Genomic DNA, 22901 nt, shown 5'->3' on the forward strand with positions numbered 1-22901 from the left:
TCGGGTTTTGAGAAAACCCTAAACTTGGCTCAGCAATCGCAAAAAACTCTCGAATTCACGAGTGTTACTTGTGATGCTGATAATCTTGCGATCACCAGCCTTAGCTCACAAGCACCCACACGAATTGCTTGATTCAACTTGTTAAAGAGCAGTTGGTTGATTCTTTCGTCTCAACCGAGGCCGCGCATTTTACGCCAACCTCCTATTTCGTCAAGCGTTATTTTCAGAATTTTTCGTTCCTACTCAACCGCTTGCGCTTTCGATCGGCCGGAGCTTCTCGTCAGCGGGAGGCGCATTCTACAGCGATCAGAACCACTGTCAAGCACCTCGGCGATCTTCCTCTTGGCTCGCTGCCGGAGCAGCTGTCGAACCCAAAGGCGGCGAGTGAAGCACCTGCCTGATCACCACCCCCAATTTCGAATCTGCTTAAGTGCTTGATTTTCAAGCTCTTTCAGCGCTTCGTCGCTGGGAGTGGTGCGCATTATAGGGAGTTAAAACCCCCCGTCAACACTTTTCTGAAAGAATCTTCAGCGGGATGCGAAACGGGCCCGCAGCGCCGGCAATTGCCGCGCCACCGGCGGCAGGCGCAGCAAGAGCAGGAATACGCCTATGGCTGCATATAACGACCAGCGCTCGATGTCCGAACGCACCACCCACAGCATATGCAGGAGCCCCAGAGCGAGGATGACATAGACCAGCCGGTGCAGTTTCTTCCAGCCGCTGCCCAGTTTGCGCATGCTGTATTTGTTCGAGGTCAGGGCCAGCGGCAACAGGCCCAGGAAACCCAGGGTCCCGACGATGATGTAGGGCCGCTTGCGCAACTCGACGCCCAGTTGCGTCCAGTCCAGACCGAGGATGAACACCAGGTAGGCGCACAGGTGCAGGCATATATAGGCGAAACACCACAGGCCGAGCTGCCGGCGCACCAGGATCCAGCCGTTCCAGCGCGTCAGCTTCTGCAGCGGGGTCATGGCCAGGGTCAGCAGCAACAGGACCAGGCCGCCCTGCCCCAGGTTGTCAACCAGCGCCTTGCCCGGGTCGGGCCCCAGGGCGAAGATCCAGGCCAGGTACAGCCAGTAGAGCGGCGGTATCAGCGCCAGCAGGAATACGCTGGCGCGCCAGATGGGATTGCGCATCTGCATCAGTAGTTCTTCCTCAGGTCCATCCCCGCGTACAGCGAGGCCACTTCGTCGGCGTAGCCGTTGAACATGAGGGTGGGACGAACGTTGGGGCTGAATAGTCCGCTGGGCAGGCGCCGCTCGCGAGCCTGGCTCCAGCGCGGGTGGTCCACCGTCGGGTTGACGTTGGCGTAGAAGCCATACTCGTCGGGCGCCAGGCTTTCCCAGGTGGTCTTCGGCTGCTCGGCGACGAAACTGATGCGGATGATCGACTTGGCGCCCTTGAAGCCGTACTTCCACGGCACGATCAGGCGCAGCGGCGCGCCGTTCTGGTTGGCCAGGATGCGACCGTACATGCCCACGACGAGAATCGCCAGCGGGTGCATGGCCTCGTCCATCCGCAGGCCCTCCACGTAGGGCCAGTCGATCAGGGCGAAATTGGATTGCACGCCGGGCATGCGCTCGCGGTCGACCAGGGTTTCGAAGCGCAGGTACTTGGCGTTGCCCGTCGGCTCGACACGCTTGATCAGCTCCGACAGCGGGAAGCCGATCCAGGGGATGACCATCGACCAGGCCTCCACGCAGCGCAGGCGGTAGATGCGCTCTTCCAGCTGGTAGGGCTTGATGAAGTCCTCGAGGGCGTACTTGCCGGGCTTCGCCACCTCGCCATCGATCACCACCGACCAGGGCTCGGTCCTCAGCGCGCCGGCGTTGGCGGCCGGGTCGCCCTTGTCCGGGCCGAACTCGTAGAAGTTGTTGTAGGTGGTCGCATCCTTGAAGGGGGTGATGCTCTCCCCTTGCACGGTGACGGCATCCCATTTGACCGCCGGCAGCTTCTCACTGAACCAGCCCGGTGTGCTCGCAGCGGCTTCTACATCGGCATAGCGGGAAGGATCGGCCAACCCCATGGCCGGCAGACCGGCAAGGGCGGCGCCTGCCGCACTGGCGGCGAGGAAACGGCGGCGGGAGAGATAGAGGGTTTCGGGGGTGACTTCCGACTCGTGGCAAGCGGAAGGTCGGGCAATACGGATCAGCATGGCGGGCTCCGCAACGACTGGCTGTGTGCGCCAATAGACTGCGGAGCCCGGGGGAAATTACATCAGCTCGGACGGCGGCGACGGCGCAATTGCAACAAGTATTGCACCGGACCGGACGCGGCATAAGCGAGGAACAGCAGCAGCAGGATGCGCGGCGGGTCGGTGAAGACCACGGCGAAGGCCAGCACCACCACCAGGATCGCCACGAAGGGCACGCGGCCGCGCAGGTCGAGATCCTTGAAGCTGTGGTACTTGATGTTGCTGACCATCAGCATGCCGGCGGCGGCGACCATCAGCGCGACCAGCAGGGAGACCTTGGCACCCTGGATGTCGAAGTCGGCGAAGGCCCACACGGTGCCGGCCACCAGGGCGGCGGCGGCCGGGCTGGCCAGGCCGATGAAGTAGCGCTTGTCGGCCTTGCCCACCTGGGTGTTGAAGCGCGCCAGGCGCAGCGCGGCACCGGCCACATAGATGAAGGCGACCATCCAGCCGACCTTGCCCAGGCTGCTCAGCGCCCACTCGAAAGCGACCAGCGCCGGGGCCACGCCGAAGGCGACCATGTCCGACAGCGAGTCGTACTCGGCGCCGAAGGCGCTCTGGGTGTTGGTCAGGCGCGCGACGCGACCGTCCAGACCATCCAGGACCATGGCGACGAAGATGGCGATGGCGGCATTGGAGAAGTCGCCGCTCATGGCGTTGATGATGGCGTACAGGCCGGTGAACAGCGCCGCGGTGGTGAACAGGTTGGGCAGCAGGTAGATGCCGCGGTGGCGCACCTTGCGGCCGTCGGCGTCGTGCCCTTCCTCGACGTGCTCGTCGATGGGCAGCAGGCTTTCGGTTTCTTCGGAGGCCTTGTTCGGCTCCTCGGGACCTTCACTCATGGAGACTTCCTTAGGGAACTCAGCGGAAAAAGATCGAGCGCGGGGCACGGACGCCCGGGCGCACAGGCTTTATACCAGAACCCCGGGCAAGAACGAAAAAACGCGGCCGGGGCCGCGTTTCTTCGAGTGTCGCTAAGCCCTTAGTTCTTGGACTTGTCGACGATCTTGTTGGCGGCGATCCAGGGCATCATGGCGCGCAGCTGCTCGCCGATGACTTCGATGCCATGGGCCGCGTTGTTGCGGCGGTAGGCGGTCATCGACGGGTAGTTGGTGGCGCCTTCGCTGATGAACATCTTGGCGTATTCGCCGTTCTGGATGCGCTTGAGGGCATTGCGCATGGCAGCACGGGATTCGGCGTTGATGACCTCCGGGCCGGTCACGTACTCGCCGTACTCGGCGTTGTTGGAGATCGAGTAGTTCATGTTGGCGATGCCGCCTTCGTACATGAGGTCGACGATCAGCTTCAGTTCGTGCAGGCACTCGAAGTAGGCCATTTCCGGCGCGTAGCCGGCTTCGACCAGGGTTTCGAAACCGGCTTTCACCAGCTCGACGCAACCGCCGCACAGAACGGCCTGCTCGCCGAACAGGTCGGTTTCGGTCTCGTCCTTGAAGGTGGTTTCGATGATGCCGGTACGGCCGCCGCCGACGCCGCAGGCGTAGGACAGGGCGACGTTCTTGGCATTGCCCGAAGCGTCCTGGTAGATGGCGATCAGGTCGGGGATGCCGCCGCCCTTGACGAACTCGGAACGCACGGTGTGGCCCGGAGCCTTCGGCGCGATCATGATCACGTCGAGGTCGGCGCGCGGTACGACCTGGTTGTAGTGGATGGAGAAGCCGTGGGCGAAGGCCAGGGTAGCGCCCTTCTTCAGGTTCGGCTCGATCTCGTCCTTGTACAGGCGGCCCTGGAACTCGTCCGGGGTCAGGATCATCACCAGGTCGGCGGCGGCGACGGCGCTGGCCACGTCGGCGACTTTCAGGCCGTGGTTCTGCGCCTTGACGGCGGACGGCGAGCCCGAACGCAGGCCGACGGTGACGTCGACGCCGGAGTCTTTCAGGTTGCAGGCATGGGCGTGGCCCTGGGAACCGTAACCGATGATGGCAACTTTCTTGCCCTGGATGATGGAGAGGTCACAGTCTTTATCGTAGAAAACGCGCATTTGGGTAATCCCCTGGTCTAGTGGCCTCGTGGGCCGTCTTTCAAATTCAGATGCTGAGAGTCTTGTCGCCGCGGGCGATGCCGGTCACGCCGGTGCGCACCGTCTCGATGATCGCAGCGGTACCGATGGCCTGGATGAAGCTGTCGAGCTTGTCGCTGGTGCCGGCCAACTGCACGGTGTAGACGCTGCTGGTGACGTCGACGATCTGCCCGCGGAAAATGTCGGTGGTGCGCTTGACCTCGGCGCGCTGGGCGCCGGTGGCCTTGATCTTCACCAGCATCAGCTCGCGCTCGATGTGGGCGCTTTCCGACAGGTTCACCAGCTTCACCACCTCGATCAGCTTGTTGAGGTTCTTGGTGATCTGCTCGATGACTTCGTCATGCCCGGCCGTGGTCAGGGTGAGGCGCGACAGGGTCGGGTCCTCGGTCGGCGCCACGGTCAGGGTCTCGATGTTGTAGTTGCGCTGGGAGAACAGGCCGACCACGCGGGACAGCGCGCCGGGTTCGTTTTCCAGCAGCAGGGAAATGATGTGTCGCATGATCAGGTACGCTCCGTCTTGCTCAGCCACATGTCGCGCATCGCACCGCCGCGGATCTGCATCGGATAGACGTGCTCGCTGGTGTCGACCTGGATGTCGAGGAAGACCAGGCGGTTCTTCATGGCGAACGCCTCTTCCATCTTCGGCTTCAGGTCCTTGAGGTCGGTGATGCGCATACCGACGTGGCCATAGGCCTCGGCCAGCTTGACGAAGTCAGGCAGGGATTCCATGTAGGAGTGCGAGTAGCGGCTGTTGTACTGCATGTCCTGCCATTGGCGGACCATGCCCAGCGCACCGTTGTTCAGGTTGACGATCTTCACCGGCAGGTCGTACTGCAGGCAGGTCGACAGCTCCTGGATGTTCATCTGGATGCTGCCTTCGCCGGTCACGCAGGCCACGTCGGCCTCCGGGAAGTTCAGCTTCACGCCCATGGCCGCGGGGAAACCGAAGCCCATGGTGCCCAGGCCGCCGGAGTTGATCCAGCGGTTGGGCTTGTTGAAGCGGTAGTACTGGGCGGCGAACATCTGGTGCTGCCCCACGTCGGAAGCCACGAAGGCGTCGCCGTTGGTGACTTCCCAGAGGGTCTCGATGACGCTCTGCGGCTTGATGATGCTGCCGTCGCCCTTGTCGTAGGGGAACAGGCCGCGGTTGCCGCGCCACTCGTCGATCTGCTTCCACCAGGCGGCGAGGGCTTCCTTGTTCGGTGTCTCGCCGATTTCCTTGAGGATGGTGGCCATCTCGGCCAGCACGCTGTCCACCGGGCCGACGATCGGGATGTCGGCCTTGACGGTCTTGGAGATCGAGGCCGGGTCGATGTCGACGTGGATGATCTTGGCGTTGGGGCAGAACTTGGCCGCGGTCTCGCCGTTGATGACGCGGTCATCGAAGCGCGCGCCGACGGCGAAGATCACGTCCGCGTGGTGCATCGCCAGGTTGGCGGTGTAGCTGCCGTGCATGCCGAGCATGCCGACGAACTGGCGGTCGTTGCCGGGGAAGCCGCCCAGGCCCATCAGGGTGTTGGTCACCGGGACGTTGAGCAGGCGCGCCACTTCGGTCAGCGGCTCGGAAGCGTTGCCCATGATGACGCCGCCACCGGAATAGATGATCGGGCGCTTGGCCGACAGCAGCAGCTCGGCGGCCTTGCGGATCTGGCCGGAGTGGCCGCGGACCGCGGGGCTGTATGAGCGCAGCTTGACCTTCTTCGGGTAGGCGTACTCGAACTTCTGCGTCGGGTCGCCCATGTCCTTCGGAATGTCGATCACCACCGGGCCGGGACGGCCGGACTGGGCGATGTAGAAGGCCTTCTTGATGACCTCGGGGATTTCCGAAGGGTGCTTGATGATGAAGCTGTGCTTCACGATCGGCCGGGAAATGCCGACCATGTCGGTTTCCTGGAAGGCGTCGGTGCCGACCATGTTGCTCGACACCTGGCCGGAGATCACCACCATCGGGATGGAGTCCATGTAGGCGGTGGCGATGCCGGTGATGGCGTTGGTCGCGCCGGGGCCGGAGGTCACCAGGACCACGCCGGGCTTGCCGGTGGCGCGCGCATAGCCGTCGGCCATGTGGGTAGCGGCCTGCTCGTGACGCACCAGGATGTGGGTCACGTCGTTCTCTTTGAAGAGAGCGTCGTAGATGTGCAGGAGGGCACCGCCCGGGTACCCGTAGATGTACTTAACGCCTTCGTCACGCAACGAGCGGACGACCATTTCAGCGCCGGATAAAAGCTCCACGTTGTCACCTCTAGAACGCTAAACGATCTCCCAGGGGCGGGGGACCGAAACTTGGTTGGCTGCCCGGCAGACAATTGGGCGAATGTAATCGCCGGCTACGTCGACTGCCGAATGAGCAGAACTTGGAGGCGCACCTGGTGTGTTACGGAGGGCCTCCACCCAGCGCGAGGTAACGCGAAGCAGGGTGAAACTTAGCGGCGCGGGTAGCGCCTCTTGTCTGCCGAGTAAAACCAGCTTGCGGCCGGCCCACTGCAGCGAACCTTGGATTCTTCTGATTCGGCCGCGTCAAGTCAAGCCATATATGGATTTGTGTCTAACGCAGGTTGTGATCTTTCTCTGCGGACGCATCGACACTTTTGGTTATAGTTACCCGCAGTTTCCGCATCCAAGGACCGAAACCGCATGCGACGGACGATTGTGATGGGCGCCCTGATGTTCGCCCTGAGTGCTCCGCTGATGGCCGCCCAGGTATACAAGTGGGTCGACGCCCAGGGCGTCACGCATTTTGGCGCGCAGCCGCCGCAGGGCGCCGAAGCCGCCACCGTGGACACCAAGGTCGCCCCGCCGCCCTCGGGCTTCCCGCTGCCGCCCAGGCCGGCTCCCGCGCCGGCGCCTTCGGCCAGCGACAAGCAGAAGGCCGCCGACGAGAAGGTGCGCCAGGAGGTCGCCCAGCAGGAGGCCGAGCGCGCGCGTTACTGTGACACCCTGCGGACCAACCTGGCGCAGCTGAAGAACAACCCGCGGGTGCGGGTGGCCGACGACGACGGCGAGATGCGGCGCATCCCGGAAGAAGAGCGGCAGGCCCGCATCACCCAGACCGAGCAGGACCTGCAGAAGAACTGCAACTGACAGGCGCGGCTCAGGGCGCCTCGCAGATCAGCCGGTCGAACTCGCCCAGGGCCTCGAACAGGGCGTGCATGTGCTCGCCCTCGTCCACGTAGACCATTTCGGCGATGGCGCGGATGCCCGAGGCGCGCGGCAGCTGCGCGCCCGTCTCGATGATCAGCTTCATGCGCGGCAGGAAGATCCACTGCAGCCATTCCTCCAGCTCCAGCGTATCCACGCAGAACGGCTCCTGGCTGGCCAGCGCCTCCTCCGAGGGCGGCTGCTCCCCCCACAGCGACAGCGCGCGCAGCTCCCGCTCGATCAGCAGGAGCTGGTCGGCCACGGCCGGCAGGCGGTCGTCCATCACAGCGTTGCCTTGGCGTTCTGCCGCGCGGTGGCCGCGCCGGCCGCGTCACCCTGGGCCTCGCGGGCCTTGGCGATCACGTCCCACAGGCTGGCCTGCAGCGTCGGTCGGCCATTGGCCAGCGACAGGCCGCGGCGCGCCACCTGTTCGGCCTGGGCGGCGTCGCCCTGGGCCAGGCGCACCTGGGCGAGCTTGTAGAGCACCTGCGGCTCGCGCGGGGCGATGCGCTGGGCGCGCTCCAGGCTGGCCGAGGCGCCGTTGAGGTCGCCGCCGCCCTGCTGTTGCTGGGCAGTGGTGAGTAGAGCCAGGACCGGGCCATCGAGTTGCTCGTCGGCGGCCAGCGGCGCGTTGCGCGAGGGAATGCCGGACGGCGCCTGCACCGGCGCGGCCGGGGCCTGCTGCTGGTAGCTGGGCTGTTGCTGCTGGTAGACCGGCTGCTGGTAGGTCTGCTGGCTGAAACCGCCGGTGGCGCTGATGTTGCTCGGTGCGCTGGCGGCGGGGGCCGCGGGGACGCTGCCGGATTGCACGCCCGGGGTGATCGGGCCGGTGGACAGCGGCGCCGCGCCGCTCTGCGCCGGGAAGGTCTGGATCGGCGCCATGCCGGCATCCTGGGGCACCATCACGGTCACGCCGGAATCACCCGCTGGCTGCGAGGCCGCGCTCGGCGCGGTGCTGGCATTGGCCGGGCGGTTGGCATTGGAATAGCCGACCCGCTCCTGGTTGGACACCGAGGTGCCGGAATCCCGTACCGGGATGGCGCCCTGCTGCGGGGAAGCGCAGCCGGACAGCACGGCCGCGGCGGCAGCCACGGCAAACCACGCGTTTTTCACTTCGAATCCTCTCGCCTCAGTTCAGCCAGCCACGGACCCAGTCCATGACCTCGCCGGCCGGCGTCTGGTTGTTGCCACAGCCGGCGCCGGGCGCCGGCTCGCTTCCGCGAATATAGGGCATCTGCACGGCGCCCGGACAATTGGCGTCGCTGCCCTGGCCGGTACGCGGATCGACCCAGGCCATGCTGACATTATCCGGCATCGGCATGTCCAGCGGCAGGGGGTCGGCCTTGCGCATGAAGCTGGTCCAGATCTGCAGCGCGCCGGTGGCGCCGGTGAAGGGCGTCTTGCCGTTGTCGTCGCGGCCCAGCCAGACCACCGCCAGCAGGTCCTGGCCGAAACCGGAGAACCAGCTGTCGCGGGAGTCGTTGGTGGTGCCGGTCTTGCCCGCCAGGGTCAGGTTCGACGGCAGCTGGTTGTAGGCCGAGCGCGCGGTGCCCTCGCGCATCACCCGCTGCATGGCGTTCTGCAGCAGGTAGATGGAGCCCGAGTCGAAGCGCTGCTGGACCTGGAACGGATAGCGCTTGAGCGGCTGGCCGTCGGCGGCGACCACGCTGCGGATGCTGCGCAGCGGGGTGTTGAAGCCGCCGCTGGCGATGGTCTGGTACATGGTCGCCACCTGCATCGGCGTCATGGCGCCGGCGCCCAGCAGCATCGACGGGTAGGCCGGCCAGTCCACCTGCACGCCCAGGCGTTCGAGGGTCTTGAGCACGTTGGGCACGCCCAGGTCCAGGCCCAGCTTGGCGGTGGACAGGTTCAGCGAACGCGCCAGCCCCTGGTAGAGGAAGATGGTGCCGTTGGAGCTGCCTTCGTAGTTCTTCGGCGTCCATACCTGGCCGTCCTTGCCCTTGATGGAGAACGGCTGGTCCTGGATCCAGGTGGTCAGGGTGTACTGGCTGGGCCGCTCGAGGGCGGTCAGGTAGACCGCCGGCTTGACCAGCGAGCCGATCGGCCGGGTGGCGTCCACCGCGCGGTTGAAGCCGGCGAAGCGCGAATCGCGGCTGCCGATCAGCGCCTGCACCTCGCCGGTCTCCGGGTTGGTCACGACCATCGCGGTTTCCGTCTGGTCCAGGCCCTTGCGCCCGGCGAAGCGCTTGAAGGTCTCGCTGACCGCGGTTTCCGCCTTGTACTGCAGGATGGGGTCGAAGCTGGTGAAGATGCGCAGACCTTCCTCGGTCAGGTCTTCCTCGCGGTAGTCCTGGCGCAGCTGGCGCTTCACCAGGTCGAGGAACGCCGGGTACGAGCTGTTGGCCATGCTGCCCTGGCGCGTCACGCCCAGGGGCGCCTGCTTGGCCGCCGCGGCCTGCTCGGGGGTGATCACGCCCTGCTCGGCGAGCACGTCGAGCACCACGTTGCGCCGCTCCATGGCGCGCTCCGGGTTGCGCCGCGGGTTGTAGTAGGACGGCCCCTTGACCATGCCCACCAGCAGCGCGATCTGCGGCAGCTTGAGCTCGGCCAGCGGCTGGCTGAAGAAGTACTGGCTGGCCAGGCCGAAGCCGTTCACCGAACGCTGGCCGTCCTGGCCGAGGAACACCTCGTTGAGATAGCCCTCGAGGATCTCGCGCTTGTCGTAGTGCAGCTCCAGCAGCACCGCCATCATGGCTTCGGTGAGCTTGCGGCTGAGGCTGCGCTCGTTGGTCAGGAAGAAGTTCTTCACCAGCTGCTGGGTCAGGGTGCTGCCGCCCTGGCGCAACTGCCCGGCGCTGGCGTTGACCCAGACGGCGCGGGCGATGGACTTCAGCGAGACGCCATGGTGGGACCAGAAGTCGCGGTCTTCCACCGCCACCAGGGTGTCGACCAGGTAAGGCGGCACCTCGTCCAGCTTGATGAGGATGCGGTCTTCGTTGTGCGAGGGGTACATGCCGCCGATCAGCAGCGGCTCCATGCGCGCGACGTCCAGCTTGGAACCGTCGGCGCGGGACAGGCCGGCCACGTAGTCGCCGGAGAAACGCACGCGGATGCGCTGCGCGGGCTCGGCGCCCTCGTAGAACTGGAAGCCGCGGGTATTGAGGTCGACAGTGCCGCCGGACACGGCCACCATGCCCGGGCCGCTGACCGTGCCGTCGCGGCGGTAGCCCAGGGCGCCGAGTTCCTGGAGGAAGTCGTCCTTGTTCAGCTTCAGGCCGACGAACAGCTCCAGCGGCCGGGCATAGACCTTGGCCGGGATGGTCCAGCGCTTGCCGGAGAACTTCTCCTGCACGACCGCATCGAGGTACACGGCGAAACCGGCCAGCACGACCAGGCCGACGAGGCTGAGCTTGAGCAGCCAGCCCAGCCACTTGCGCGACGGAGCGGACTTTTGATTCTTACGGGAACGGGGGGATCGGGGACGCGTCATGGCGGCGCATTATACGTACTTTATCCACAGGGGACAGACGCCGCGCGAGGCGGTGTCCGGGCTCTGTCGCAGGCGCGCGGAAGTGCCCCGGCCAAAGCGACGCAGCTTCGACCAGCGGGCGGCCGATTGGTTGCCTGCGGCGCCAGGCAAGTTTGCAGCCACCGGCGATGCCGCCATAATGCCTGCCTCCCGAATCCGGACAGCCAAGGACAATATCCCGTGAGCCAGACTCTGATCGCTGCCCTGCAGAACCCTGCCCTGTACCCCCACCCGGTGGAGCAGGTGCGGGTCATCGAAACCCACATTTCCTGGGTCCTGCTCACCGGCCAGTACGTTTACAAGATCAAGAAGCCGGTGAACTTCGGCTTCCTCGACTTCACCGACCTCGCGGCGCGCAAGCATTTCTGCGAGGAAGAACTGCGCCTGAACCAGCGCCTCACCGAAGGCCTGTACCTGGAAGTGCTGCCGATCACCGGCAGCGAGGCCGCGCCGCAACTGGGCGGCGAAGGCCCGGCGATCGAATACGCGCTCAAGTGCCGCGAATTCCCGCAGAACGCCCTGCTCAGCGAGGTGCAGACACGCGGCGAGCTGAGCTCCGAGCACATCGACGCCCTGGCGAAGCAGATCGCCGGCTTCCACCTGCGCACCCCGCAGGTGCCGCAGGACAACCCGCTGGGCTCGGCCGAGGCGGTGATGGCACCGGTGCGGCAGAACTTCGAGCAGATCCGCCCGCTGCTCAGCGACAAGGCCGACCTGCTGCAGCTGGACGCCCTGGAAGCCTGGGCCGAAAGCTCCTACGACCGCCTGGAAGCGCTGCTGCAGGCGCGTAAGGCGAACGGCTTCATCCGCGAATGCCACGGCGACATCCACCTGGGCAACGCCGCGCTGATCGACGGCCAGGTGGTGCTGTTCGACTGCATCGAGTTCAACGAGCCGTTCCGCTTCACCGACGTCTGCGCCGACTACGCCTTCCTCGCCATGGACCTCGAGGACCGCGGCCTGAAGTGCCATTCGCGGCGCTTCGTCAGCCAGTACCTGGAGCAGACCGGCGACTACCAGTCCCTGGAAATCCTCAACTTCTACAAGGCCTACCGCGCCCTGGTGCGGGCCAAGATCGCCCTGTTCAGCCTGGCCCACCAGAACGACGCCGTGCAGAAGGCCGCGACCCTGCGCCAGTACCGCAACTACGCCAACCTGGCGGAGAGCTACAGCGCCATCCCCTCGCGCTTCCTGGCTCTGACCATGGGCGTTTCCGCGGTGGGCAAGAGCTCGGTGGCGCTGCGCCTGGTCGAGGCCCTGGGCGCCATCCGCCTGCGCTCGGACGTGGAGCGCAAGCGCCTGTTCGGCGAACAGCAGCAAGCCCAGCGCGGCGCCCTGCAAGGCGGCATCTACAATGCCGAATCCAGCGCGGCCACCTACGAGCGCCTCAACGCCCTGGCCGGCGACATCCTCCGCGCCGGCTACCCGGTGGTGCTCGACGCCACCTTCCTCAAGCACGCCCAGCGCCAGGCCGCGCGCCATATCGCCGACGACACCGGGGTGCCCTACCTGATCCTCGACTGCCAGGCGCCGGAAAGCGTGATCGCCGGCTGGCTGACCCAGCGCCAGGCGCAAGGCGGCGACCCGTCCGACGCCACCCTCGAAGTGGTGCAGGCCCAACAGGCCGGACGCGAAGCCCTGGACGCCGACGAGCAGGCCCACAGCAAGCGCGTCGACACCCAGGACAGCGCCAGCCTGGATACCCTGGTGGAAAGCATCCGCCAGCGCCTGCCGGGCATCTGACCCCCTCGACGCAGCCCGGGCACGATCGATGCCCGGGCTGCCGTTCGTCATGCCGAGGGCGCTTTGGCGCCTGCCGATATCACAAAGCCACATTGCCCCGCCAAGGGCCCGCTACACTTCATCGTCAAGTGAGCCGGCCGTCTCCAGCAGTTCACGGCCCTCGCCGCCATGCATGACCCACCCCGTGTGCCGCATCGCAAGGACCGACGATGAACGACGAACTGCTGCATCTGAAGAATCTCGGCAAGACCTCGGCCCAGTGGCTGCACGCCGTGGGCATCCACAACGCCTCCGACCTCCGCCGCCTGGGGGCGGTCGGCGCCTACCGCGCCGTTCGGGCCCGCGGCTTCCGGGCCTCCAAGGTGCTGCTCTATGCCATCGAGGGTGCCCTGCTGGACGTCCACTGGAACGACCTGCCGCCGGCGCACAAGGCCGAACTATTGGGCCAATTGGAGACTTTTCCTCAAAGGAATCAGAGTTAGCTCACAAGCCTTCCAGGAAATGATTTACGGCCGCGGGCCAGAACCCTATCGTTTCAGGGCCCTTCGTGCGCCCCGACCGCCAACGTCCGTCCAAGGAATTACGGCCCATGTACCTACTCGGTGAACAACCGGCCTATGCCGACCAGCTGATCAGCCGTCTGCAGGGGATTCCCGCCCAGCTGCTTTCCGGCCTCGCCCCCTGCGCGGAGCCCATCCGCCTGGAACGTACCGACGACCTGTCGGCCGAGCTGCCGAACCAGCAGCTGTTCCTGATCGAGAACGGCCTGCTCCACGCGCTGGTCGACGAACGCCCGCTGTTCTACCTGCAAGAGGGCGACCTGGTGGGACTGCGCCAGGGCATCGACCTGCCGCCGTGCCGCTACACCAGCGACGAGCCGCTGTGCCTGGTGCCCTACTCGCGCAGCGACGTGTTCCGCCACATCCACGCCGACGAGCAGCGCCAGGAACTCTTCCTGCACTACCTGATCGGCCACACCGCCCTGCTTTCCGATGCCCTGGCGCATCTCAAGCAGCCGGACATCCGCCCGTCCACCGGCTTCCGCCACTTCGCCGCCGGCGACCAGTTGATACAGCAAGGCGACGACGCGGAGCATGTGTTCATCATCATCGAGGGCCATGCCGAGGCCTTCGTCGACGGGCAGAAGGTCGGCGACGTGCAGAAGGACGAGATCTTCGGCGCCATGGCCGTGTTCACCGGCGAGAAACGCAGCGCCAGCGTGGTCGCCAGCGAGCCCTGCACCGTGATGGTGATCCCCAAGGACCAGTTCCTCAGCCTGATGCAGAGCAACCCACGCATCGCCCACAGCCTGATCGAGGGCATGGCCCGGCGCATCGACCTGCTCAACCGCGAGGTCACCCAACTGCGCCTGCAGCTCGGCGCCGGCTAGCCGAAGCCCGATCCAGACGAAGCCCGGCCATGTGCCGGGCTTCGTCATTTCAGCAGGGCGGACTTTTTTTGCGAAATGCTGTTGACTCACAAATGATAATAGTTATTATTACCACAGCTGGCCGCGAGGTCGGCGGGTAAGCTGAGAGCCCTACCGCAGTCGGACGCTCAGGTTATCTCCTCATCAGGCTAATCACGGTTTTCGACCCGGCTCATCGCCGGGTCTTTTTTTGCCCGCTTTTTTTCCTGGGCCCTTCCCTCTGACCGTTCGCCGGAAATTGCCGGGGCGATGAAAAAAGCATTGACTCGCGAATGATAATTGTTATTATTAACTCAACTGGTCGCGAGGCCAGTCGGTAAGCTGAGCGACCACGCAGTCGGACGATCAGATTATCTCCTCATCAGGCTAATCACGGTTTCGACCCGGCTCATCGCCGGGTCTTTTTTTGCCTGGAGGAAAGTCATGGGGGGATTTCTTTTTGTAGGAGCGAGCTTGCTCGCGAAGGGTGTTCTACCGGAGGCTTCGGCGCCTGTTCTGAAGAACACCCTCTCCCTAACCCTCTCCCTGAAGGGAGAGGGAACCGTTCGGAGTGCGTTGGTGTTTCGGCGTTAGCCGGCTAGCACAGAGATTACCGGCTGAAACCACGCCTTCTCTCGGCACGGACTAGCCCCCTCTCCCTTCAGGGCGGGGCGCGCAGCCGAGGGCTGGGGAGAGGGAACGGAATACCACCGAAACACCAACGCAGCCGGGAGCGCTATTCGCGAGCAAGCTCGCTCCTACAAAAGAGGAGCCCTCCCGCCCGCATCAACGCAACTTCGCACAATGATCCTGCGGCGGCAGCGCCGGCGTGTACCAGGCGTAGTCGGCCTGCTGCGGCGACACCGTCTTGCCGACCTCGGCCAGCATCAGCACCTGCATGCCCTCCCCTGCCCCCAGGTCTTCCAGGTGCAGGGGCACGCCCAGGTCACGGCGCACGTGGAAGCCGCCGGCGATCAGCACGGCCGGCGCAGGCGCCGCCTTCAGCCGTTCGGCCATGCGCCGGTCGCGCTGCTGCTGTACCGCCAGCATGGCCGGCATCTGGCTTTCCGGCAGCAGGCCGCAGTGGGATTCGCGGATGTCGTCCAGCAGCACCCGGCGCACCTCCTCGGCCGTCGAGCGAGTGCCGGCCAGGGCTGGCTGCTCCCCATAGATGCGCTTGATCTCGCTGCGGTCCAGGTTGGCCGCCAGCAGCGGCGCCGGCTGCCTGACCAGCCAGGAGAGCATCGGGCCGTAGAGCGACCAGTCCCAGCCCGGCTGCCAGGCCAGCGCGGCGTACAGGTCCTGCGGCGCCTTGCCGGCAGCGCCGGCCTCCTGCGCGGCCGTCACCCGCTGCTGCTGGTTGGGGTTGAGCATTTCCAGCAGCACGCTGCCCTGCTCGCGGCGCTGGGCCAGGGCGCGCACCAGCCACAGTTCCAGGGCGTGATGGTCGGGGTTGTCGTGCTGTTCGCCGACCAGCACGCGGGGCGCGGCCTGCAGGCGTTCGAGCAGTTGCTCCGGGGTCAGCGCCTGGCCGCTGCGCAGGTCGCGGATGACGCCCAGCTCGGCGCTGTCGCGGCCCTCGGGGCTCTGCCAGGCCGGCAGGGGCGGCGCGGAAGGCAGGCTCTGGCAGGCCGCCAGCAGCGCCACCAGGGGAATCAGCAGGTATTTCATGTGAACTCCTTTCAACGGGCGACGATCAGCGGATGGCCGCGCTCGGGGTGGCGCTGCACCAGCACGTCCAGGCCGAACACCTGGCGCAGCGGCTCCGCGCGCAGCACTTCGTCCGGGGTGCCGAACAGGTGCGGGCGGCCGTCGTGCAGCAGAAGCAGGCGGTCACAGTAGCGCGCGGCGAGGTTGAGGTCGTGCAGGATGACCAGCACCGCGGCGCCGCGCCCGGCGAATTCACGCACCGCATGCAGGGTGGTGTGCTGGTGCAGGGGGTCGAGCGCCGAGGTCGGCTCGTCCAGCAGCAGCACCTGCTCCGCGCCGCCCGGCCACAGCTGCGCCAGGACCCGCGCCAGGTGCACGCGCTGGCGCTCGCCGCCGGACAGCGACAGATAGCTGCGGCCGGCCAGGTGCGAAGCGTCGGCGGCGGCCATGGCTTCGGCGATGATCTGCAGGTCGCGCTGGCGGCCGCTGTCGTGGGGCAGCCGGCCGAAACCCACCACCGACTCGACGCTGAAGGCGAAATTCAGCGACGAAGACTGCGGCAGCACCGCCAGGCGTCGCGCCCGCTCGGTGCCCTGCCATTGCTCCAGCGCGCGGCCATCGAGGCTCACGCTGCCGCCGGCCAGCGGCAGCTCGCCGTTTAGGGCGCCCAGCAAGGTGCTCTTGCCCGCGCCGTTGGGCCCCAGCACACCGAGCACCTCGCCCGGCTGCAGCGCCAGGCTCACGCCTTGCAGGACGACCTGCCGCCCGCGCTTCACCGTCAGGTTTTCCGCCGCCAGCATCAGGAACGCCCCCGGACCAGCAGATAAAGGAAGAAGGGCGCGCCGATCAGCGCCGTGACGATGCCGATCGGCAGCTCCGCCGGCGCCAGCGCCAGGCGCGCCACCAGGTCGGCGAGCAGCAGCAGGATGGCGCCGCCGAACATCGAGGCCGGCAGCAGCACCCGGTGATCGGGGCCGACGATCAGGCGCAGCAGGTGTGGCACCACCAGGCCGATGAAGCCGATCAGCCCGGCCGCGGCCACCGCGGCGCCGACACCCAGCGCCGTGCAGAGGATCAGCTCGACCTTCAGCCGCTCGACGTCGAAGCCCAGGTGGCGCGCCTCGGACTCGCCCAGCAGCAGCGCGTTGAGCGCGTCCATCCGGCGCGGCAGCCAGCAGGCCACCAGCAGCGTGACCAGCAGCAGCGGCCACAGCCGCGGGTAGCTGGCGCCGTTGAGGCTGCCGAGGTTCCAGAAGGTCAGGGTGCGCAGCGTGGCGTCGTCGGCCAGGTAGGTGAACAGGCCGATCAGCGCGCCGGCCAGCGCGGTCAGGGCGATGCCGGCGAGCAGCATGGTGGCCACGCTGGTCTGGCCGTTGTGGCGGCCGAGGCGGTAGACCAGCGCCGTCACCAGCAGGCCGCCGCCGAAGGCGCAGGCGGACAAGAGGTAGGGTGCGAAGGCTTCCGGCAGGCCGCCCATGGAAGCGCCGAAGACGATAGCGATGGCGGCGCCCAGCGCGGCCCCGCTGGACACCCCGATCAGCCCGGGATCGGCCAGCGGGTTGCGGAACAGCCCCTGCATGGCCACCCCGGCCAGCGCCAGCACGCCGCCGGTGGCGACGCCCAGCAAGGTGCGCGGCAGGCGGATCTGCCCGACGATCAGCTCGGCCTGGCCGAGGTCGTCGGCGGACACCGGCAGGCCGCACAGGCGCGCCAGCGCCCGCAGCGTGTCGCCCAGCGGCAGGCTGACCGGCCCCAGGGCCAGGGACAGCCAGAGGACCAGCAGCAGAAGAAAACCAAGGAGCAGGAACAGCGGTCGGGCAGCGTGCTTCGCAGTCAAGGACGACCTTCCGGGTTCAGGGCCTGCGCGGAAGGATAAAAGGCCTGGGAGAGGCTGGCCAATGCGTCCGGAACGCGCGGACCGAGACCGCCGACCAGCAGCGTCGGATCGAGCACCAGCACGCGGGCCTCACGCGCCGCGCGGGTAGCGGCCAGCCCGGGGTTCTGGCGGATCAGCGCCTCGCGGGCCTTGTCGCCATCCAGGCTGCGGTCGGCCAGCACCACCACCTGCGGATCGAGGGCGGTCAGGGCTTCGCCGGACAACGCCTTGTAGCCCTTGTGGCTGGCCAGGTTGCGCCCGCCGGCGTGCTGGATCATCCAGTCGCCGGCGGTGTCCTGTCCGGCCACCAGCAGGCTGCCGCCGGCGTTGCCGACCAGCAGCACCACGCCCGGCGCGGCCTGCCCGGCCTGGGCCTTGCTCACCCAGGCCTGCTGCGCCGCCAGGCGCGCCTGGAAGTCCGCCGCCGCCTTGCCGGCCTGCTCGGGCGTGCCCAGCAGCTCGCCCAGGCGTAGCAGGTTGTCGTGCACGGTCTTCTCGTCGGCCTTGGCCGACAGGGTTTCGATCCGCACGCCCGCCGCGCGCAGTTGCTGCAGCACCGGCGGCGGCCCCATCTCCTCGCTGCCGAGGAGGATGTCCGGCTTCAGCGCCAGGATGCCTTCGGCCGTCAGCTGGCGCTGGTAGCCGATCTTCGGCAACGCCTTGAGGCTGGCCGGGTGCAGGCTGGTGGTGTCGACGCCGACCAGGCGCGACTCGCCGCCCAGGGCCACAACCCACTCGCTCAGCGAGCCGCCGGCGCTCACCCAGCGCTTGGGCAGGCTGTCGGCGATGGCGCTGGAGGCGGCGAGGCACAGCCCGGCGAAGAGGCCGGCCAGCAGGGGACGCGCAGTCATGGTTGCCTCCTCAGATGGCCGCGAAGGATTCGGCGAGGCTACGCCATTCTTGCAGTTCCGGCACACCCGGCTTGCGTGCGCCGAACACCTGCAGGACCAGCTCGCCGTCGACGTCGAAGGCTTCCCAGCTGGTGACGATGCCGTCGCTGCTCGGCTTGCGCACGCGCCACAGCTCGCGCACGCCGGAGGTCTTCAGGTGCAGGTTGAACTGCGGGTCGAGCACGTTGAACCAGTCGTCCAGCCACTTCAGGTTGTCCACGGTGCCGGTGTGGATCTGAATGCAGTGGGCGTTGCCGACGAAGATCATGATCGGCAGGCGGGACTGGCTGGCGGCCTCCAGCAGGCGCGGCAGCTCGGCGACGTCCAGCGGCTCGGCCCATTCGCGGCCGGCCAGGCGCAGCGCCTGGGTGCGCTCGGCCTTGTGCTTCTTCAGCAGGGCGAAGAAGTGGTGGGTGTCCTTCAGCGCCGCCCAGCCCTGGCGCAGGGAAGCGACGTCGATCTCGCCGTCGGCCAGCGGCGCGGCTTTCGCCTCGGCCGGACGCAGCTCCAGGCGCTCGCTCTGTTCCTCGGCGCGGAAGCGCTCCACCAGCGGCGCCCAGGCGGCGACGTCGCTGTGCTCGGTGAGGAACACCTTGTGCACCGCGGTGCCCTGGCGGTCGAACACCTGGATGCTGCGCTGGGTGCCGTGGGCGGTTTCCTCGCCGATGGCGAACACGCTGTCCCAGCCGCCGAGGAACAGGCGCAGGTCGATGTCCGGGGACACCACCAGGCCCATCTGCCCATTGCCCGATACGGTGACCTCCTGGTACGGCCCCTTGCGCTCATGCACGCAGTGCTCATTGCGCGTCAGCGCCATGATCGGGCCCAGCTCGCCGAGGGCCGGCAGCAGCGCGGCCCATTCCGGGCGCAGGCGCACGGCATCGACGCCGAGGCGGCTGGCGGTCAGCTCGGCCTCGCTCACATCCAGGTGTTGCGCGGCATCGCGGGCGCGCAGGCGCGGTTTCTCGGCACGCAGCGCCTGCCAGGCGCGGTACAGCTCGGAAGCCGGCGCGGAAAGGGTAGTCATCGCAGAAATCCTCGTTCGCAAGGGGACCTGCCGCATCGCGGCACAATGAAAGAAACTCTGCCACAACGAATCCGGCAATTCTATTTGATAATTATTTGCATCTGATTTCATGACCCCCTATGGTGTGCAGCCAATTTTCCGCGGCCATCCAAGCCAACTGCCGGTTTGGGATATGATGCGGGCCCGCGGCGACCTCAGCGATACGCGAACCTGGCCCGAATGCCAGGCGTCGCCAGGGATGAAGCTCCGCCCGTTCAACCTCAGCGAAAAGAAGCACTGGCAATGGGGCGACCTGCACGGTCTCACCGACAACGGCTCCAGCCCGGATCGCAGCGCGCCCTGCGCAACGTCGAGGCTGGTCCTGACGACTTCAGCACAAGGACGTGCACCCTATCCCGACGTCAGAGGGCGCCCTGCGCCCTGCTGTCGGCGCCGGGAGCGTCCGGATGATCCGGCTGTGCCATCCGGGCGAGCTGGCCGAGGGGCGGACCCGCGGCTTCCAGGTCGAAGACCTGAAGGTCTTCGCCGTGCGCCGCCAGGGCCGCGTCCATGTCTACCGCAACCGCTGCCCGCACCGCGGCGTGCCCCTGGAATGGGAGGCCGACCGCTTCCTCGATGCCAGTGGCGCGCTGCTGCAGTGCGCCCACCACGGCGCGCTGTTCCTCATCGAATCCGGCGAATGCATCCAGGGCCCCTGCCTGGGCGAGGTGCTCGACAGCCTGCCGTGCCGCGAGGACGAGCAGGGGTTGTGGATAAGCCTGCCCGAGGATGACTGAGAACCAGTCCACGACCTGCTGCGCGTCGGCATAACTGCGTTAAAAACAGGCGAGCGATGCTCATTTAGCGGACTGAACTGCGCGCTCTCGCCTGTTTCAGCCTTGTTCTGCTCTAGCTCGCGAGATCGTAGACAGGCTCCGAGCGACCTACAGCTCGATGCGCAGCGGCCGGCTCAGGCGGATTTCGCTGACGTCGATGTCCGCGCCATAGGCCAGCATCTCGACGCCGGCGTCTCGCGCCTCGCGTAGCGCTGCGGCATAGGCCGGGTCGATTTCCTCCGCCGGGCGCACCGCCTCGATGCCGGACAGGTTCACGCAATACAGCAGCACCGCGCGGGTGCCCTGCCGCGCGAGCGCCGCCAGCTCGCGCAGGTGCTTGGCCCCGCGGGTGGTGACCGCATCGGGGAAGGCCGCCACCGGCGTGGCGTCGAAGCCCAGGGTGACGCTCTTCACCTCGACGAACACCGGCCCGGCGGCGAACTCCAGGCGAAAGTCCGCGCGGCTGTTCTCCACGCCATACGCGACTTCCCGGCGCAGCGCGGCGAAGCCGGCCAGTTCGGCGACGCCCCCGGCCAGCAGGGCCTCCTCCACCAGGCGATTGGCGCGCCCGGTGTTGACGCAGGCCAGGCGCCCCTGGGGCGTCTCGCTCAGCTCCCAGGTGCCCGGCAGCTTGCGCCTGGGGTCGTCCGAGCGGCTGAACCAGACCCGGCAACCCTCGCTCATGCAGTTGAGCATGGAACCGGTGTTCGGGCAGTGGATGGTCAACTGCTCGCCGCCGGCGGTTTCGATATCGGCGAGGAAGCGCTTGTAGCGGCGCAGCAGGCGCGCCTCTTCCAGTTCCGGAGCGAAGCGCATCAGGGCCGCCAGCTCTTCAGGCCGCGGGCGACGCGCTCCACCGCCTGCTCCAGGCGCTCCAGGTTCTGGGTGTAGGCGAAGCGCACGTGGTGGTCGGCCTGGTAGCGGCCGAAGTCCACGCCCGGGGTGAAGGCCACGTGCTCGGTCTCGATGAAATGCTGGCAGAAGCGGTAGGCGTCGCCGCCGAAGGCGCTGATGTCGGCGTACAGGTAGAAGGCCCCTTCCGGCTCCACGGCGATGCCGAAGCCCAGCTCGCGCAGGGCCGGCAGCAGGTAGTCGCGGCGCCGGGCGAACTCGGCGCGGCGCTCTTCGAGGATGGCCAGGGTGCCTTCCTCGAAACAGGCCAGCGCGGCGTACTGGGCCATGCTCGGGGCGCTGATGTAGAGGTTCTGCGCCAGCTTCTCCAGCTCGCCCACCGCCTCCGGCGGCGCCACCAGCCAGCCCAGGCGCCAGCCGGTCATGCCGAAATATTTGGAGAAACTGTTGAGGACGAAGGCCTCGTCGTCCACTTCCAGCACGCTGCTGGCGTCCACGCCGTAGGTCAGGCCGTGGTAGATCTCGTCCACCACCATGTGCCCGCCGCGGGCCTTCAGCGCCTGCGACAACGCGGCCAGTTCATCCTTGTGCAGCAAAGTGCCGGTAGGATTCGCCGGCGATGCCAGCAAAGCGCCTACACTGTCCTGATTCCAGTGCGCATTCACCAGCTCCGGGGTGAGCTGGTAACGGCTCTGCGGGCCCACCGGCACCAGTTGCGCGGCGCCCTCCACCAGGCGCAGGAAGTGGCGGTTGCACGGGTAGCCGGGGTCGGCCAGCAGCCAGTGGCGGCCCGGGTCGACCAGCAGGCTGCTGGCCAGCAGCAGGGCGCCGGAACCGCCCGGGGTGACCAGGATGCGCTCGGGGTCGATGGCCAGGCGGTAGCGCGAGGCGTAGAAACCGGCGATGGCCTCGCGCAGCTGCGGCAGGCCGCGGGCCGCGGTGTAGCGGGTATGGCCGGCGGCCAATGCGGCCTGGCCGGCGGCGACTATGGGCGCGGCGGTGCTGAAATCCGGCTCGCCGATCTCCAGGTGGATGACGTCGTGGCCGGCGGCCTGCAGCTCGTTGGCTCGCGCCAGCAACGCCATGACGTGGAAAGGTTCGATGGCGCGGCTGCGGGCACTGAAGGAAGAAACCATGGGAAATACCGAACTTTGCGACGAAGAGGCGATTCTAACCAAGCCATCGGCGGGTGGCAGCAGGCTCGACAACCGGGAGTAGCATCGCGATTATCGATCTGGTAAGTTCGCCCGCTTGCGAGCGCGGGGCCGGCGTCGACCGGAGAGGGACCATCCGCGACAGGATTAGCGAGAGTGAGAGGCGGCCACACATGCCCACCAATGCAAAACAGCAGAGCAGCCAACTGATTCGTGGCTTCGAGCCCTACCAGGAAACCAAGGGCGAGGAGTACATGAGCGAGCGCATGCGCGCCCACTTCACCTCCATCCTCAACAAGTGGAAAGTTGAGCTGATGGAAGAAGTCGATCGCACCGTGCACCACATGCAGGACGAAGCGGCCAACTTCCCGGACCCGGCCGACCGCGCCAGCCAGGAAGAGGAGTTCAGCCTCGAACTGCGCGCCCGCGACCGCGAGCGCAAGCTGATCAAGAAGATCGACGAGACCCTCCAGCTGATCGAGGACAACGACTACGGCTGGTGCGACTCCTGCGGCGTGGAGATCGGCATCCGCCGCCTCGAAGCCCGCCCCACCGCGACCCTCTGCATCGACTGCAAGACCCTCGCGGAAATCAAGGAAAAGCAGCTCGGCTCCTGATGCCGGCGG

At 66.9% G+C, this 22901-nt stretch carries 23 protein-coding genes; 7 read left to right on the plus strand and 16 right to left on the minus strand.

Annotation, left to right across the window (positions count from 1 at the left end):
- The first annotated feature begins 128 nt into the window (after positions 1-128).
- Positions 129-401, plus strand: a complete 273-nt coding sequence (locus tag RN02_RS34070) for a hypothetical protein (RefSeq protein WP_177331082.1) — start codon at positions 129-131, stop codon at positions 399-401.
- Positions 402-527: 126 nt separating this feature from the next.
- On the opposite strand, the gene msrQ is transcribed toward RN02_RS34070, so the two are convergent.
- The 6 genes from msrQ to RN02_RS28200 all read right to left on the minus strand — a co-directional run bounded on the left by msrQ (position 528) and on the right by RN02_RS28200 (position 6464).
- Positions 528-1136, minus strand: a complete 609-nt coding sequence (gene msrQ, locus RN02_RS28175; RefSeq protein ID WP_043269178.1) for a protein-methionine-sulfoxide reductase heme-binding subunit MsrQ — start codon at positions 1134-1136, stop codon at positions 528-530.
- Between the two features lie 5 nt (positions 1137-1141).
- Complete coding sequence (gene msrP, locus RN02_RS28180; RefSeq protein ID WP_043318521.1) at positions 1142-2155, minus strand: protein-methionine-sulfoxide reductase catalytic subunit MsrP; 1014 nt, start codon at positions 2153-2155, stop codon at positions 1142-1144.
- 62 nt (positions 2156-2217) lie between these two features.
- Positions 2218-3036 (minus strand): CDP-diacylglycerol--serine O-phosphatidyltransferase, encoded by an 819-nt coding sequence (gene pssA / locus RN02_RS28185; RefSeq protein WP_009612935.1) that lies wholly within the window; start codon positions 3034-3036, stop codon positions 2218-2220.
- A gap of 140 nt (positions 3037-3176) precedes the next feature.
- Positions 3177-4193 (minus strand): ketol-acid reductoisomerase, encoded by a 1017-nt coding sequence (gene ilvC, locus RN02_RS28190; protein ID WP_009612937.1) that lies wholly within the window; start codon positions 4191-4193, stop codon positions 3177-3179.
- A 46-nt stretch (positions 4194-4239) separates the two neighbouring features.
- Positions 4240-4731 (minus strand): acetolactate synthase small subunit, encoded by a 492-nt coding sequence (gene ilvN, locus RN02_RS28195; protein WP_009612939.1) that lies wholly within the window; start codon positions 4729-4731, stop codon positions 4240-4242.
- Between the two features lie 2 nt (positions 4732-4733).
- Positions 4734-6464 (minus strand): acetolactate synthase 3 large subunit, encoded by a 1731-nt coding sequence (locus RN02_RS28200; RefSeq protein ID WP_009612941.1) that lies wholly within the window; start codon positions 6462-6464, stop codon positions 4734-4736.
- A gap of 402 nt (positions 6465-6866) precedes the next feature.
- Here RN02_RS28200 and RN02_RS28205 point away from each other — a divergent pair, with 402 nt between their 5' ends.
- Positions 6867-7313: a DUF4124 domain-containing protein gene (locus RN02_RS28205; RefSeq protein ID WP_009612942.1), complete on the plus strand. Its 447-nt coding sequence runs from the start codon at positions 6867-6869 to the stop codon at positions 7311-7313.
- Between the two features lie 10 nt (positions 7314-7323).
- On the opposite strand, the gene RN02_RS28210 is transcribed toward RN02_RS28205, so the two are convergent.
- The 3 genes from RN02_RS28210 to mrcB are packed head-to-tail and all read right to left on the minus strand — an operon-like array spanning position 7324 to position 10821.
- Positions 7324-7653 (minus strand): YqcC family protein, encoded by a 330-nt coding sequence (locus RN02_RS28210; RefSeq protein ID WP_043318522.1) that lies wholly within the window; start codon positions 7651-7653, stop codon positions 7324-7326.
- Positions 7653-8483: a hypothetical protein gene (locus RN02_RS28215; RefSeq protein WP_043318523.1), complete on the minus strand. Its 831-nt coding sequence runs from the start codon at positions 8481-8483 to the stop codon at positions 7653-7655. Before RN02_RS28215 ends, RN02_RS28210 begins: the two co-directional genes overlap by 1 nt.
- Positions 8484-8499: 16 nt before the next feature.
- Complete coding sequence (mrcB, locus tag RN02_RS28220; protein WP_043318524.1) at positions 8500-10821, minus strand: penicillin-binding protein 1B; 2322 nt, start codon at positions 10819-10821, stop codon at positions 8500-8502.
- Positions 10822-11040: 219 nt separating this feature from the next.
- Here mrcB and RN02_RS28225 point away from each other — a divergent pair, with 219 nt between their 5' ends.
- The 3 genes from RN02_RS28225 to RN02_RS28235 all read left to right on the plus strand — a co-directional run bounded on the left by RN02_RS28225 (position 11041) and on the right by RN02_RS28235 (position 13993).
- The gene (locus tag RN02_RS28225; RefSeq protein WP_043318525.1) at positions 11041-12603 is read left to right on the plus strand and encodes a bifunctional aminoglycoside phosphotransferase/ATP-binding protein; all 1563 of its coding nucleotides are present in this window, start codon (positions 11041-11043) and stop codon (positions 12601-12603) included.
- 209 nt (positions 12604-12812) lie between these two features.
- Positions 12813-13085, plus strand: a complete 273-nt coding sequence (locus RN02_RS28230) for a TfoX/Sxy family protein (protein WP_009612953.1) — start codon at positions 12813-12815, stop codon at positions 13083-13085.
- A 107-nt stretch (positions 13086-13192) separates the two neighbouring features.
- Complete coding sequence (locus tag RN02_RS28235; protein ID WP_009612954.1) at positions 13193-13993, plus strand: Crp/Fnr family transcriptional regulator; 801 nt, start codon at positions 13193-13195, stop codon at positions 13991-13993.
- A gap of 804 nt (positions 13994-14797) precedes the next feature.
- Here the strand turns inward: RN02_RS28235 and RN02_RS28240 are convergent.
- The 5 genes from RN02_RS28240 to RN02_RS28260 are packed head-to-tail and all read right to left on the minus strand — an operon-like array spanning position 14798 to position 19454.
- Complete coding sequence (locus RN02_RS28240) at positions 14798-15682, minus strand: ChaN family lipoprotein (protein ID WP_043318527.1); 885 nt, start codon at positions 15680-15682, stop codon at positions 14798-14800.
- 11 nt (positions 15683-15693) lie between these two features.
- On the minus strand, positions 15694-16461 hold the full coding sequence (locus tag RN02_RS28245; protein ID WP_043318528.1) for a heme ABC transporter ATP-binding protein: 768 nt from the start codon (positions 16459-16461) through the stop codon (positions 15694-15696).
- Positions 16461-17444, minus strand: a complete 984-nt coding sequence (locus tag RN02_RS28250) for a FecCD family ABC transporter permease (protein WP_152623835.1) — start codon at positions 17442-17444, stop codon at positions 16461-16463. The genes RN02_RS28245 and RN02_RS28250 overlap by 1 nt, the downstream gene beginning before the upstream one ends.
- A 50-nt stretch (positions 17445-17494) precedes the next feature.
- Complete coding sequence (locus RN02_RS28255; protein ID WP_043318531.1) at positions 17495-18388, minus strand: heme/hemin ABC transporter substrate-binding protein; 894 nt, start codon at positions 18386-18388, stop codon at positions 17495-17497.
- Positions 18389-18398: 10 nt separating this feature from the next.
- Positions 18399-19454, minus strand: a complete 1056-nt coding sequence (locus RN02_RS28260; RefSeq protein WP_043318534.1) for a hemin-degrading factor — start codon at positions 19452-19454, stop codon at positions 18399-18401.
- A gap of 446 nt (positions 19455-19900) precedes the next feature.
- On the opposite strand from RN02_RS28260, the gene RN02_RS28265 reads away from it, so the two are divergent.
- Positions 19901-20230 carry a Rieske (2Fe-2S) protein gene (locus RN02_RS28265; RefSeq protein ID WP_043318536.1) on the plus strand — a complete coding sequence of 110 codons (330 nt, stop codon included), beginning with the start codon at positions 19901-19903 and terminating at the stop codon, positions 20228-20230.
- Positions 20231-20377: 147 nt separating this feature from the next.
- On the opposite strand, the gene sfsA is transcribed toward RN02_RS28265, so the two are convergent.
- Together sfsA and RN02_RS28275 are read right to left on the minus strand one after the other, a co-directional pair.
- Positions 20378-21085 carry a DNA/RNA nuclease SfsA gene (gene sfsA / locus RN02_RS28270; protein WP_043318537.1) on the minus strand — a complete coding sequence of 236 codons (708 nt, stop codon included), beginning with the start codon at positions 21083-21085 and terminating at the stop codon, positions 20378-20380.
- Entirely contained in the window at positions 21085-22257 is a 1173-nt protein-coding gene (locus tag RN02_RS28275; protein WP_043318539.1) for a pyridoxal phosphate-dependent aminotransferase, read from the minus strand. The genes sfsA and RN02_RS28275 overlap by 1 nt, the downstream gene beginning before the upstream one ends.
- Positions 22258-22448: 191 nt before the next feature.
- On the opposite strand from RN02_RS28275, the gene dksA reads away from it, so the two are divergent.
- Positions 22449-22892: an RNA polymerase-binding protein DksA gene (dksA, locus tag RN02_RS28280; protein WP_009612973.1), complete on the plus strand. Its 444-nt coding sequence runs from the start codon at positions 22449-22451 to the stop codon at positions 22890-22892.
- Positions 22893-22901 lie beyond the last annotated feature (9 nt).

Origin of the sequence: Pseudomonas sp. PI1 (assembly GCF_000812405.1) — a bacterium.
Lineage (GTDB): Bacteria > Pseudomonadota > Gammaproteobacteria > Pseudomonadales > Pseudomonadaceae > Pseudomonas > Pseudomonas citronellolis.

Excerpts from the sequence above, each read along its gene's own strand:
- msrQ (WP_043269178.1), bottom strand. The coding sequence starts at position 1,136 with ATGCGCAATCCCATCTGGCGCGCCAGCGTATTCCTGCTGGCGCTGATA.
- msrP (WP_043318521.1), bottom strand. The coding sequence starts at position 2,155 with ATGCTGATCCGTATTGCCCGACCTTCCGCTTGCCACGAGTCGGAAGTC.
- pssA (WP_009612935.1), bottom strand. The coding sequence starts at position 3,036 with ATGAGTGAAGGTCCCGAGGAGCCGAACAAGGCCTCCGAAGAAACCGAA.
- ilvC (WP_009612937.1), bottom strand. The coding sequence starts at position 4,193 with ATGCGCGTTTTCTACGATAAAGACTGTGACCTCTCCATCATCCAGGGC.
- ilvN (WP_009612939.1), bottom strand. The coding sequence starts at position 4,731 with ATGCGACACATCATTTCCCTGCTGCTGGAAAACGAACCCGGCGCGCTG.
- RN02_RS28205 (WP_009612942.1), top strand. The coding sequence starts at position 6,867 with ATGCGACGGACGATTGTGATGGGCGCCCTGATGTTCGCCCTGAGTGCT.
- RN02_RS28210 (WP_043318522.1), bottom strand. The coding sequence starts at position 7,653 with ATGGACGACCGCCTGCCGGCCGTGGCCGACCAGCTCCTGCTGATCGAG.
- mrcB (WP_043318524.1), bottom strand. The coding sequence starts at position 10,821 with ATGACGCGTCCCCGATCCCCCCGTTCCCGTAAGAATCAAAAGTCCGCT.
- RN02_RS28230 (WP_009612953.1), top strand. The coding sequence starts at position 12,813 with ATGAACGACGAACTGCTGCATCTGAAGAATCTCGGCAAGACCTCGGCC.
- RN02_RS28235 (WP_009612954.1), top strand. The coding sequence starts at position 13,193 with ATGTACCTACTCGGTGAACAACCGGCCTATGCCGACCAGCTGATCAGC.
- RN02_RS28240 (WP_043318527.1), bottom strand. The coding sequence starts at position 15,682 with ATGAAATACCTGCTGATTCCCCTGGTGGCGCTGCTGGCGGCCTGCCAG.
- RN02_RS28245 (WP_043318528.1), bottom strand. The coding sequence starts at position 16,461 with ATGCTGGCGGCGGAAAACCTGACGGTGAAGCGCGGGCGGCAGGTCGTC.
- RN02_RS28255 (WP_043318531.1), bottom strand. The coding sequence starts at position 18,388 with ATGACTGCGCGTCCCCTGCTGGCCGGCCTCTTCGCCGGGCTGTGCCTC.
- RN02_RS28260 (WP_043318534.1), bottom strand. The coding sequence starts at position 19,454 with ATGACTACCCTTTCCGCGCCGGCTTCCGAGCTGTACCGCGCCTGGCAG.
- RN02_RS28265 (WP_043318536.1), top strand. The coding sequence starts at position 19,901 with ATGATCCGGCTGTGCCATCCGGGCGAGCTGGCCGAGGGGCGGACCCGC.
- sfsA (WP_043318537.1), bottom strand. The coding sequence starts at position 21,085 with ATGCGCTTCGCTCCGGAACTGGAAGAGGCGCGCCTGCTGCGCCGCTAC.
- RN02_RS28275 (WP_043318539.1), bottom strand. The coding sequence starts at position 22,257 with ATGGTTTCTTCCTTCAGTGCCCGCAGCCGCGCCATCGAACCTTTCCAC.
- dksA (WP_009612973.1), top strand. The coding sequence starts at position 22,449 with ATGCCCACCAATGCAAAACAGCAGAGCAGCCAACTGATTCGTGGCTTC.